The 12,309-nt window shown below is 64.2% G+C and carries 7 protein-coding genes; 1 reads left to right on the top strand and 6 read right to left on the bottom strand.

Annotation, left to right across the window (positions count from 1 at the left end):
* Window positions 1-22 precede the first annotated feature (22 nt).
* Genes ACESMW_RS06815 through ACESMW_RS06800 form a run of 4 tightly spaced genes read right to left on the bottom strand, consistent with a single transcriptional unit; the run spans window position 23 to window position 7,410 of the window.
* On the bottom strand, window positions 23-2,302 hold the full coding sequence (locus tag ACESMW_RS06815; protein WP_372986300.1) for an FtsX-like permease family protein: 2,280 nt from the start codon (window positions 2,300-2,302) through the stop codon (window positions 23-25).
* Complete coding sequence (locus ACESMW_RS06810; protein WP_372986299.1) at window positions 2,299-2,994, bottom strand: ABC transporter ATP-binding protein; 696 nt, start codon at window positions 2,992-2,994, stop codon at window positions 2,299-2,301. The genes ACESMW_RS06815 and ACESMW_RS06810 overlap by 4 nt, the downstream gene beginning before the upstream one ends.
* A 16-nt stretch (window positions 2,995-3,010) precedes the next feature.
* Entirely contained in the window at window positions 3,011-6,175 is a 3,165-nt protein-coding gene (locus tag ACESMW_RS06805; RefSeq protein WP_372986298.1) for an efflux RND transporter permease subunit, read from the bottom strand.
* On the bottom strand, window positions 6,172-7,410 hold the full coding sequence (locus tag ACESMW_RS06800; RefSeq protein ID WP_372986297.1) for an efflux RND transporter periplasmic adaptor subunit: 1,239 nt from the start codon (window positions 7,408-7,410) through the stop codon (window positions 6,172-6,174). Before ACESMW_RS06800 ends, ACESMW_RS06805 begins: the two co-directional genes overlap by 4 nt.
* Window positions 7,411-7,543: 133 nt before the next feature.
* Here ACESMW_RS06800 and ACESMW_RS06795 point away from each other — a divergent pair, with 133 nt between their 5' ends.
* Window positions 7,544-7,987, top strand: a complete 444-nt coding sequence (locus tag ACESMW_RS06795; RefSeq protein ID WP_372986296.1) for a potassium channel family protein — start codon at window positions 7,544-7,546, stop codon at window positions 7,985-7,987.
* Between the two features lie 5 nt (window positions 7,988-7,992).
* On the opposite strand, the gene ACESMW_RS06790 is transcribed toward ACESMW_RS06795, so the two are convergent.
* The gene (locus ACESMW_RS06790; protein WP_372986295.1) at window positions 7,993-11,223 is read right to left on the bottom strand and encodes an efflux RND transporter permease subunit; all 3,231 of its coding nucleotides are present in this window, start codon (window positions 11,221-11,223) and stop codon (window positions 7,993-7,995) included.
* Window positions 11,220-12,293, bottom strand: a complete 1,074-nt coding sequence (locus ACESMW_RS06785; RefSeq protein ID WP_372986294.1) for an efflux RND transporter periplasmic adaptor subunit — start codon at window positions 12,291-12,293, stop codon at window positions 11,220-11,222. Before ACESMW_RS06785 ends, ACESMW_RS06790 begins: the two co-directional genes overlap by 4 nt.
* Between the last annotated feature and the right edge of the window lie 16 nt (window positions 12,294-12,309).

The following is a 12,309-nucleotide window of genomic DNA, read 5'->3' as shown; positions in this document are numbered from 1 at the left end:
AGCAGAACCCGCATCGTCCGCCTCATCGCTCACCTCCTGCGAGGCTGCTGGCCGATACCGGCAAGGCCGCCCCGGCCCGCAGTTGCCGCCCCATGAGCAGGGCGATACCAAGGCCGATCAACAGGCTGAGCCCGATCAGCTCCACCCAGAAGCCGGGGTAGACCGCCATCGGTAGCGACCAGCCGAAGGCCAGGGGGTTGATCCGATGCACCAGTACCCAGGTGAGCCAGATGCCGAGCGGCAGTGCAAGCAACGCCACGCTGCCGGTCAGCCCGACGGATAGGCGGGTCAGCTGCGCCGCCACCTCGCGCCGGGACAGCCCCCAGGTGGCCAGCAGCCGGAAGTACCAGGCACGGCCGGTGAAGAATACCCAGCCCATGATCAGCAACGCCAGGGCGGCCAGGGCCAGGGTGAGAACCGTCATGGCGCGAGTCATCAGGAAGGTCTGGTCGAACACGCCTGTCGCCAGGGAACGGATTTCTTCGTTGTCGCGAACGGTCATGTCGGAAACCTGCCAGACCGCTTCGAGACCGCGGATCAGTTCCGCCCGGGGCAGGGTTCCGGGGGTGATGGAGACACTTTCGAAGTCCGGCCGGAACTGCTCCGGAAGCAAGCTACCGCTGATCAGTATCTCGCCGGCGGGCCGGCCGTAGTCGGCGTAGATCCCGGCAATCGGCAGGTTCAGCTGTTGGCCGGCCATCTCTAGTGCGATGCGGTCGCCCACACCGAGTTCCAGCCGTCGCGCCAGCTGTTCGTTCACCAGCACAGCTTCGCCGCGTGCCAGGGTGGCCCACGGAGCGTCCTCAAAAGCGAGCAATTCCCAACCAGTCACCAGGGAGGAAACCGGTGACAACGCAAACAGGTCCACCGGCGTTGGGGCACCTCCAGGGGCTGACACACTGCCACGGCCACGGGTCACCTGGTGCCAGGCGCCACTGGCCTGCAGTTCAGGCTGTGATGCCAGCCACCGGGCGGCAACATCCCCTGACTGCCCTTCGGGCACCGGAACATACAACTCCGCCTCCAGGCGCTGCCCGAGCCAGCGATCAAACGTGTCTTCAAAGGTGGTGACCAGGGCCTGGATCGCCAGCACCATGGCGAGGGTGAACTGCAGAGCGACAACCGGCAACGCCAGCTGCCGGGCCATGACCGCCAGCTCCCGGTAACGCCACCGGCTGAGCGGGTCAGCGCTGGCATCGGCGGCGCGGGCAGCCAACCGGTTGATCAGGGCCGGGGTGAGCAGGCCGGCACCGGCAAAGACGATGGCGACGGCCACGAACACCCAAAGCAGGGACGGGCTCAGCAACGCCAACACCAGGCCGGCGACCAGAAGCCCGCCGGCCAGCTTGCCCTTACCCCGGCTGGCGACAACACGATGGCCGCCAGGCACCAGGAAATCGGCCAGACAGGCCACCAATACCACGGCCATCATGGTAAACGCCGGCGCCAGCCACTGGCCGGGGGCTGCGTACAGGGGTGCGTCGAACAGACCCTCAAGGGAGCGCCCGAAGCCCTGTCCTAGCAGGCCCGCCAACCAGCTGCCAAGCCGCAGGCCCGGAAGAATACAAAGCGCGGACAGGACCAGAAGTTCTACCACCAGCCAGCGATCAATATGTGCCGGAGGTATCCCAAAACGGTGTAACAGGGCGAAGCTGTCCCGGCGCTGAACGATGCCCAGGCGATAGACCGAGCGCAGCAGCAAGGTGGTGATCAGCAGCACAAGGATTCCCAAGGCATCCAGGTTGAGCAGAAAACTCTCACCCAGCTCTCCGGTATCCGGGCCCCTGCTGAAGTCTGCAAGGCGGTAACCGGCAGGAAACGCGTCGGCTGTCACATCCCCTGAGGCAATCAGCGCCAGAGAAGGCGCGGGCTCGGAAGCCGGTAACTCGCGGGCCATGCGTGCGGCTTCACTGATGTCGACAAAGGGTTCTCCCTCAAGCCGGTTCTGTGAATTACCGAAGGCACCGCCCGCCCCCCCGAAACAGGCCGCTGCAAGGGGATCAACGCCAATGACCAGCCCCACATCGCCCTGCCGGGGCACTTCCAGCCAGGGCATGACGCAGAGACCCGCCCGGCGAAGAGTCACGAAATCACTGACGGTCATCCCGGCACCGTCCACCCGCACCACCTGCTCCCGCCCGGCAATCACTTGTTCACTCTGGGACAGGCTGGTGCGCGCCTGCTCGGTAAGCTGTCGCACCCCGGACCAGAGTGTGGTCGCCACCAGGATCATCAGGGCCAAGGCTACCAGCTGCAGGGGGTGGCGGCGGTAATGGCTGAACAGGGCGGCAAAGAGGGTCATGGTGCTCGACCGGCCGGGACCCCGTGCGCCAGGTCGAGGGTAACCTGGCACTGTTCGGCCAGCTCCGGATCGTGGGTGGCCAGAACAAGTGCGACACCGGTTTCCGCTTGCAGCCGGAACAGTTCTGCCGTGACGTCCTCGGCGGTGCGGCGGTCAAGGCTACCGGTGGGCTCATCCGCCAGGATCAGATCCGGGTTCATGGCAAAGACCATGGCCAGGGCCGCGCGCTGGCGCTGGCCACCGGAAACCTGATCCGGATACCGGTCGGCCAGTTCCCCGATGCCCAGGCGCTCCAGCCAGGTCTGGCACTGCTCCAGGGGTTGCTCTGCCAGGCGGGCCCGGAGCCGGACGTTGTCCAGCAACGACAAGGCGGGCATCAGATTGGCTTCCTGGAACATGACGCCAATCTGGCGGCGCCGGAGACGGGCCCAGCGTTTTTCCTGCAGGCGTGCGGCTCCCGCCTCCCGGTAATCAAAGCGTTCGCCCAGCAGGGTAATCACACCGTTGTCGGGCCGCTCCAGGCCACAGAACAGGTTCAGCAGGGTACTCTTCCCGGAGCCCGAGCGACCCATCAGCGCCAGGGATTGCCCCGCGGCCAGGGAAACAGACAGCCCTGAAAACACCGCGATCCGTTCGGCACCGCTGGCAAAGGTCTTGCTCAGATCCCTGGCTTCCAGTACCGGTTGGTTCATGCTCACTCCTGCGCAGTCATGACTGGGCCCCGAGGGGTTCGGCATGATCACCGTGGCGCTGGGCCCGACACTCGCGGAACTGCTCCAGCCAGGACAGCAGCGCCGGAATGACCAGCAGCACCAGCAGTGTCGAAAGCCCCAGGCCAAAGGCAATGGAGGTGGCCATGGGAATCAGGAACTGGGCCTGGAGCGAGGTCTCGAACAACAGGGGCAGCAGCCCCCCGATGGTGGTCAGGGAGGTCAGCAACACTGCCCGCACCCGCTGCACCGCCGCCTCGTTCAGGGCCTCCTGGATCTCCAGGCCCTTCTGCCGCTGCTGGTTGTAGAAGGAAACCAGGATGATGGCGTTGTTGACCACAATCCCGGACAGGCCAAACAAGCCAAACAGGGATAGGATGGTCAGCTGCAACCCCATGATCCAGTGGCCCAGCAGCGCACCGACCAGGGCGAAGGGGATGATCGCCATGACGATCAGTGGCAGGCTCCAGGACGCAAACACCCAGGCCAGCACCACATACATCAGGGCCAGCCCGATCAGCAGGCCGGTTTTCATGTCCGACATGGTTTCCCGCTGGTCCGCCGCACGCCCCTCGAAGCTGTAGCGCACCCCATAGCGCTTGGCAATATCCGGAAGCGCCTCGGCCTGCAGGCTGTCCAGAATCTGGTCGGTGGTGGCCACCCGCGTGTTCAGAGCGGAGGTGACTTCCACCGCCAATTTGCCATCGGCGTGGCGCAGGGCCTCGAAACCCTGACGATGATCCAGGTTCATCACCTGGGACAATGGCACGAAACGGCCATCGGGAATCCGGATGGTCATCCGGGCCAGGGTCGACAACCGTTCCCGCTGGTCCCGCGGCAACTGGACCCGGACTTCCACTTCATCGCGCCCGTCCTGGTAGATCTGGGCGATGCGACCGTCGAACGCCGCCCGCAGCTGCCGGCCCAGGTCGGCGGTGGTCAGGCCCAGGGCCTCACCGTAGGGGCTCACCTGGTAGATCAGCTGCTCCCGGCCCCAGGGCATGTCGTCTTCCACGTCAAGCACGCCAGGCAGGGTGGCCAGAGCCTGGGCCAGTTCGTCCGCAGCCCGCTTGAGGCCTTCGGCATCGTTACCGGTCAGCCGGATATTCACATCACGTCCGGGCGGGCCCGCCTGACGCTCGGAAATAGTCAGGTTATCGATACCTGCGGGCAGGGACAGCCGGCTGCGCCAGGCCTCGATGAACGCCGGATTACGCACCGAGCGCCGATCCGACGGCACCAGTTCCACCAGCATGGAACCCAGCTCGTTACCATTGCGGGAGGTGCCCTCGGCGCCCTGGGTTGCCCCCCGGGTGGTCACCGCATGCAGAATCAGGTCACCGCCAAAGGCCTCTTCGGTCTTATTCAGGGCCTGCTGCATCTGCTCCAGGAACCGGTCGACGGTGTGCTCGTCGGTACCGGCCACGAAACTGGCATTGGCGTAGAACACTGACGGTTCCGGGGTCGGGAAGAAGTTGAACCCGAGCCGGCCACCGGCCAGCAGGCCCACGGTGATAATGGCCAGGGCCAGGGCGCTGGCGACGGTCACGCCCCGGTACTTGAGACTGAGACGGGAAAACCGCCGGAAGCGGCCCTCACGGAACGCATCGAAGCGTTGTTCGAAGCCCTTGCGCAGGCGCGCCACCGGATTCGGCTTGCGGGTATCCGCTTCTGCGGAGCCGGTTTTCGTTCGGCGTGGAACGAAGGCATGGCGCAAGTGTGCCGGCAAGACGATAAAACATTCCACCAGCGAGGCCACCAGCACGCAGATCATCACCATCGGAATATCTCCGAGGATATTGCCGATCACGCCGCCCACCACCAGTAGCGGCATGAAGGCGGCCACCGTAGTCAGGGACGAGGCCAGAACCGGCCACACCATGCGTTTGGCCGCGCCTTCAGAGGCATAGATCGACGGCTCGCCCATGCGGGCATGGGCATCGGCATCCTCCCCCACCACGATGGCATCGTCGACAATAACCCCCAGCGCCATGATCAGTGCAAACAGGGAGATCATGTTGATGGAGCCACCGGCCAGCCAGAGCACCGCCAACGCCGCCAGGAACGCCGTGGGAATGCCCACCGCCACCCAGAAGGCCACCCGCCCCGGCAGGAACAGGTACAGCAGGCAGATCACCAGCACCAGACCACCGAGGCCATTTTCCACCAGCAGCGAGATGCGATCGTCCAGCAGCTGCCAGGTTTCATCGTAGACCTCGATCTTCACCGATGGCGGCAGTACCGGGCGGGTATCCGCCAGCCAGCCTTCCAGCAAGCTCGCCGCCGCCAGGGAGTTACCGTTTTCCGCTCGCTGGAGCTGGAGCTCCACTGCCGGCATGCCCTGGTTCTCCAGCGTTGTCTGGTTATCCCTGGACTCCTGCCGGATGATGGCGATGTCGCCCAGCCTCAGCTGGATCCGGTCGCCGCTGAGCACCGGAATGGTCTCGAAGGCCTGGGGACTGCGCCGCTGTTCCACGGAACGCAGTTCGCGGGTCGCGTCCTGCTGCGCCAGCAAACCGGCAGGCAGGTCCCGGGAGATTGCGGCAACCCGGTCGGCAATCTGATCCAGGGACAGGTTCAGGGATTCCAGGCGCTCCACCGGCACGTCGATGCTGATCTGCTGTTCCGGGAGGCCGCGGATGTTGACCCGGTCGATGCCCCGCTCCAGCAGCTCGTCCTCGTAACGGTACACCAGCTGGCGCAGCTCGCTTCGATCCATATCGCCATACACCAGCAGGCGCGCCACGGGTTCGTAGCGTTCCACCCGGGTAACCTGAGGCTCCTCGGCATCGGCGGGGAAGTTATTGAATTCATCCACCTGCTGGCGCACGTCATCCAGCGCCTGGATAGGATTGGTGCCCTCGTGGAATTCCAGCGTGATCGACGACACACTCTGGGCCGAGGTTGAGGTCATTTTCTTCAGACCATCGACGCTGCGCAGCCGTTGCTCCAGGGGATCGGTAATGCCCCGTTCCACATCCTCCGCCGACGCACCGCTCCAGACCACCCGCACACTGACCACGTCCAGGGCAAAGGTAGGAAAAAACTGGATGTTCATGCGGGTCAGCGCCAGGGCGCCGCCGAGCAACATCACCAGCATGACCAGGTTGCCCGCCACCCGGTGGTGGACAAAAAAGCCGATCAGCCCCTTCCTGCGCTTCATTGCCCCGGCTCCCCGGCCGGCTCAGCCACAGTCACTTTCAGGCCGGTAATGGCATTGGGCAGGTGGGTGGTGATCAGCCGGCTTTCGGGCCTCAGTCCGTCTCCGGCAATCAGCAGCTGACGCTTGCCATTGCTGCTGCGGGCTTCGCCAATGCGCTGCACCTCCACCCGTTGCATCCGGTTATCTTCGTCCATCAGGTAGACACTGCCCGCGCCATAGAGGGCACTGAAAGGCACCGCCACCGTATCTGGCCTGGGCGGCCGCTGCAGGATTACCGGCAGCAAGCCACCAGGCCTCAACCCGCCGGGCTCGCCAATTAACTCAAGGATTGCTTCGGTGCCGGCGGGGTCCGCCAGGCCGGCAAACCGGACCAGCCGGAACCGGTGGCCGGTTTCGGCCATCGCCACCAACCGCTCCCCCTTCGCCAGGGCGTCGAGCAGCTCCGCCCGGAACACTTCCGGTACCCGCGCCCGCAACTCCAGGCCCTCCGTCGGGTAAACCGATAACAGCCGCTCATTGCGGGCCACCTGATCGCCGGCGGAGACCTGGATGCCGGTGACCACGCCATCGAAGGGCGCGACCACCCGGGCTCGCTCGGCATCCCGTTGCACCGAGTCCAGATTGGCCCGGGCCTGCTCGAGTTTGGCCTCCAGGCTTTGCAGCCTTGCCGGATGCTCATCAAGGGCCCGCTGGCGGGTGCGAACGGTCAGCTCGGCACGGGCCAGGCCATCAGTGGCCGCTTCCAGGTTCTCGCGGGAAGCCAGGTTGCGTGTCACCAGGGACTCGATGCGCTCAAACTGCCGGCGGGCGTTTTCCAGAATCGCCTGTTCGCTTTCCAGGGCCCTGCGATCATTGCGAAAACGCACCTGCTCGGAACGGATCTGGGCTTCGAGATCCGCCACCTGTGCCCGCGCCTGGGCCAGTACCGGAGCGATATCGGCATCGGACAGGGCCAGCAGTAAATCCCCCTCCCGGACGTCCTGACCTTCGGCTACGGGTCGCTCCGCGACACGGCCGGCCAGGGTCGCAGTGATGTCCACTTGCTTCGGAGCCACGACCTCGCCATACAAGGGCAGTATCGGTGTGTGGGTACCAGGCTGCACCCTCTGCACATCCACCTGCCAGCTGCGCTCGGACGCACTCACTTCGGCCGGCTCCGGCCGGGTTGCTTTCAGGAAAACAAAACCGGCAACGCCGATGGCGAGAATGATCAGCGGCAAAAGACGTTTAAGCATCAGTGATTAGCCTGTCAGGTTGATCGCGGGGCGACGCGCGAAGGTATTGAATCTACTATACAATCTGAAGATGCTTTCAGATCCCCCCAGAATAGTGGGTGCGTCAATTTTTCGCATGGTGGAGCGACTGGTCATGGAATCCCACGTCAACCTGGTCCTGGTGACATTAATAAACGTGGCAATCGTGTGCCTGGTTGTCGTGCTGCACAACTCCGTGCTGGTCCGTCTGAGCGGACTACTCTCCAAAATGCGCCAGAGCCAACATTTCCGCCTGATTGTCGCGGTGCTGGGCTGCCTGACTGCCCACGCCCTGGAGGTCTGGTTCTTCGCCGTGCCCTACTACCTCATGCATCACGCCGATGGCTGGGGCGAACTGGTGGGCAACTTTAACGGCAGCCTTCTGGACTGCGTCTATTTCTCCTTCACTACCTTCACCACCTTGGGCTACGGTGACATCGAAGCCCTCGGTCCGTTGCGCTACCTGACCGGAATCGAGGGCCTGACAGGGCTGGTACTGATCACCTGGAGTGCCTCGTTCCTGTTCGTGGAAATGCAGCGCTACTGGCCCGCCCGTTAAGCACATCAAAGCCATTTGCAGCGGGCCAGGTTGTAGTACAGCAGCGGCACCACGATGACGGTAAACAGGGTCGACATGGCCAGGCCGAACACCAGCGAAATCGCCAGACCATTGAAGATCGGGTCGTTCAGGATGAAGTAAGCGCCCACCATGGCGGAAATCGCGGTCAGGGCAATGGGCTTGATGCGCACCGCGCCCGCGAGGATCACCGCCTCACCCAGATCAACCCCCTCATCCAGTAACTGGCGGATGAATACCACCAGCAGGATGGAGTTGCGCACGATAATCCCGGCCAGCGCAATCATGCCGATCATGCTGGTGGCGGTGAACTCCCGTCCCAGCAGCGTATGACCCGGCATGATGCCGATCAGGGTAAGCGGGATCGGCGCCATCACCACCAGGGGCAGGACGTAGGACCGGAACTGGGCCACCAGCAACACGAAGATCATGAACACGCCCACGCTGTAGGCAGCCCCCATGTCCCGGAAGGTTTCATAGGTGATCTGCCATTCGCCGTCCCATTTCAGTGTGCCTTTCTCCGGCAACGGGGGCTGGTTGATGAAAAACTGCTCCGGGGCATCCGGATCCTGTTTGAGCCGGTCCACCATGGCAAACATGCCGTACAGGGGTGAATCGATCTCCCCGGCCATGTCCGCAGTCACGTAGGTCACCGGCAGCAGGTCCTTGTGGTAGATGGCCCCCATCCAGTCCGCTTCCCGGACATCGGCAAAGCTTGACAGTGGCACCAGCTGACCACTGCGGCTGCGAACCTTCACCGACATCAGCGCCGAAGGCTGGGCCTTGTCGCCCTCACCCAGGATGATCCGGATCGGTACCGGGTATTTGGCATGATCATCGTGCAGGAAGCTGACCCCACGGCCACCCAGTGCCGTCTGCAAGGCACCGACGACCTGGGCCTGGGAAACGCCGAGCCGGGCCGCGCGGGCGCGGTCAACCACCACCTCCCATTGCCGCGTCGGCGCTTCCAGGGTGGTGTCAATGTCCACCAGACCTTTGACTTCGGTCATGCCCTCGGCCACCCGGGTCGCAAGCGCAGCCCGGCGCTCGTTATCCACCGCGTAGATCTCAGCCACCACTGGCGACAGCACCGGCGGCCCCGGAGGTACCTCGACAATCTTGACCTCGGCATCGTAGCGGTCGCCGATTTCCGTCAGCGGACCGCGCAGGGACTGGGCAATGGCATGGGATTGCCGCTCCCGGTTCTCTTCCCCCACCAGGTTGACCTGAATATCCCCGTGGTACGGGTCACCGCGCAGGTAATACTGCCGGACCAGACCGTTGAAATTGATCGGTGACGCGGTGCCAGCGTAGGTCTGCCAGTTGGCCACCTCGTCCACGGTTTCCAGGTAATGGCCCATCTCCATCAGCACCCGCTGGGTCTTCTCCATTGGTGTGCGTTCCGGCATGTCCACCACAATCTGCAGTTCGGACTTGTTGTCGAACGGCAGCATTTTCAGGATCACCGCCTGGAACACCGGCAGGGACGCGGCCCCGACCGTCAGCAACACCACACCCAGGGCCAGGAACCGGCGCCGCCAGGAATGATCGCCGAGGAACGGTGACAACAGGGTGCGGAAAATTTTCAGGCTCACAGGGCTGACGCCTTCCGCAGAATTTGAAGCCTCTGCCGCCTCGGCGGCCGCCTGGCCCTTCTTGTGCCGCAGCAGCCGGAACGCAAGCCAAGGTGCGACCACAAAGGCCACGATCTGGGAGATGACCATCCCGGCGGAGGCATTGATCGGAATCGGGCTCATGTAGGGCCCCATCAGACCACTGACAAAGGCCATGGGGATCAACGCCGCCATGATGGTCAGGCTGGCCATGATGGTGGGGGTGCCGACCTCGTCCACGGCCACCGGGATGATGTCCTTCACCGCCCTGCGGGAATTCTGGATGCGCCGGTTGATGTTCTCGGTAATGACGATGCCGTCATCCACCAGGATGCCGATGGAGAAGATCAGGGCAAACAGGGACACCCGGTTGAGGGTGAAGCCCCAGGCCCAGGAGAATACCAGGGTCAGCAGCAGGGTGATCAGAACCGCGATCCCGACAATCAACGCCTGGCGCCAACCCATGGCGGCCAGGACCAGAATCATAACCGCCACGGTGGCGGAGATCAGGTCAGTAATCAGCTTGCGTGCTTTTCGGGAGGCGGTCTCGCCATAATCCCGGGTGACGAGCACCTCCACACCCACTGGCAGGGCGCGGTTGCGAAGCAGTTCCAGCCGTTCCTGGATCGCGGTGGTGATATCGATGGCGTTTTCACCGGGCTTTTTTGCCACCGCCAGGGTAACCGCCGGAAAAATCTCTCCCGGTTCGCCGACAGACCCGGTCTGCTCGCCGGGTCCGAACCCGGTCATGACGCTCTGGTCCACCACGGTGCCGCCCCGGCGGACCTCGGCGACATCCTCGAGGTACACGGCAGCCCCATTGTGCATGCCCACCACGAGACGGCGGACGTCCTCCACCGTCTCCAGCAGGGTGCCGACCTGCACCGGAATCGACAGATTATTCCGGGTAACCCGGGCTTCCTGGCTGCTGGTATTGGCTGACTGCAGGGCGTTCTGAACGTCCGCTACAGTGAGCTGGAATCCCGCCAGCAGAGCCGGGTCAAACAGTACATCCACCCGATCGGGCACGCCACCGACGGTGTAGACATCCCGGGTACCGGGCACCCGTTTGAGAGCCACTTCCAGCATGTGCGCCAGCCGGGTGAGTTCCTCGCCGGCGTGCCGCCCGGTGGGATCAAACAGGGTCAGGGTCATCACCGGCACATCGTCGATGCCCTTGGGTTTGACCACCGGCTGGGTGGCGCCCAGGTTGGCCGGCAGCCAGTCCTGGTTCGAGTACACCTGGTTGTACAGCCGCACCAGGGCTTCCTGCCGGGGCACCCCCACCTCGAACTGGACGGTGATCACTGCCTGGCCCTGGCGGGAGACCGAATAGACATGCTCAACGCCCTGGATCTCGCTCATCACCTGTTCGGCGGGCGTGGCAATGGCGCTCTCTACCTCCCGGGCACTGGCACCGGGAAGGCCCACCATGATGTCCGCCATGGTGACGTCGATCTGGGGTTCTTCCTCCTTGGGCGTGATGATCACCGCCAGCACACCCAACACGATCGCCAGCATCGCCAGCAAAGGCGTCAGTTTGTTGTCCTGAAAAACCCGGGCAATGGCGCCGGAAGGTCCGACGCCCGGCAGTTCCTCGCTCACTGGCCTGCCTCCCCGCCAGAGTCCGCGGGACGGGACAGGCTCAGCCGGTCACTGCCCACCAGGACCTGTGGATTGCGCACAATACGCTCGCCTTCGCTCAATCCCGCCAGCACCTCCAGGCGCTCCCCGTCCGGGGTACCGACCCGCACCTGACGCAGACGGGGCCGGTCCCGCTCATCCAGCACGAACACCGCCCTCAGTTCACTGTGGCGGACCAGGCTGCTGGCCGGAATCCACAGCGATTCACGCTCGCCAACGGGCACGCTGACCTTGACCAGCATTCCCGGAAACAGCGAGCCATTGGGCTCGGTCAGGCGCATCCTCAAGCGGAACGTATGGGTCGCCGGATCGGCGTAGGGATAGAACGTCATCTCGCCGGTTTCCAGCAACCGGCCGTCCGAGAGTGCCACCGTGGCCCGTCGCTCGGAACGGGCCAGGTCCGCGTATTTCTGGGGCAGATCGACCACCACCCGCAACTGTTCCAGGGAAAGCCCGCTGAGCAGCGGCTGGCCCGGATTGACCGCCTCCCCGATTTCCACATGCCGTTCGGTCAGGATGCCCCCGTAGGGAGCCACGATGCGGGTATAGCTCAATTGTTCCTCGGCCTCCGCAACCGAAGCCTGAGCGCGTTCCAGCCGGGCCCGAGCCCCGGCCAGGTTGTTCCGGGCCTGATCGAATTCCTGGCGGGATACCAGGCCGCGTTCATGGACGGCCTCAATACGTTCGAACCGCTGCCGGGCATCGGCCAGTGCCGCGGTCGCTTCCTCGAGTCCGGCCCGGGCCTGGCTCAGTCGCGCCCGCTGTTCACTGTCCTCCAGCTGAACAATCAGGTCTCCCGCCGCCACTGAATCGTCCACATCGAAAGGAAGTTTCAGGACGGTGCCACTGGTCTGGGCAGAGACGGTGCTTTGCTGGACCGCCTCGATGACGCCATCCAGGTGAACCGTCTCCTCGATGGGCGCACGCTCGACCTCGACAATGTCCAGTTCCTCCTGCTGGGCCAGTGTCAAAGCAGGCATCAGCAGAGCGATGGCGGCCAGCCAGGGGTGAAAACGCGAACGGGTAACCATGGGCACCTGATTCCTT

The organism is Marinobacter sp. (assembly GCF_041690455.1).
GTDB lineage: Bacteria > Pseudomonadota > Gammaproteobacteria > Pseudomonadales > Oleiphilaceae > Marinobacter.
This window is presented reverse-complemented; position numbering and strand designations above follow the sequence as displayed.

Coding starts and splice junctions, on each gene's coding strand:
- ACESMW_RS06795 (WP_372986296.1), top strand. CDS start 7,544: ATGGAATCCCACGTCAACCTGGTCCTGGTGACATTAATAAACGTGGCA.
- ACESMW_RS06800 (WP_372986297.1), bottom strand. CDS start 7,410: ATGCTTAAACGTCTTTTGCCGCTGATCATTCTCGCCATCGGCGTTGCC.
- ACESMW_RS06805 (WP_372986298.1), bottom strand. CDS start 6,175: ATGAAGCGCAGGAAGGGGCTGATCGGCTTTTTTGTCCACCACCGGGTG.
- ACESMW_RS06785 (WP_372986294.1), bottom strand. CDS start 12,293: ATGGTTACCCGTTCGCGTTTTCACCCCTGGCTGGCCGCCATCGCTCTG.
- ACESMW_RS06810 (WP_372986299.1), bottom strand. CDS start 2,994: ATGAACCAACCGGTACTGGAAGCCAGGGATCTGAGCAAGACCTTTGCC.
- ACESMW_RS06815 (WP_372986300.1), bottom strand. CDS start 2,302: ATGACCCTCTTTGCCGCCCTGTTCAGCCATTACCGCCGCCACCCCCTG.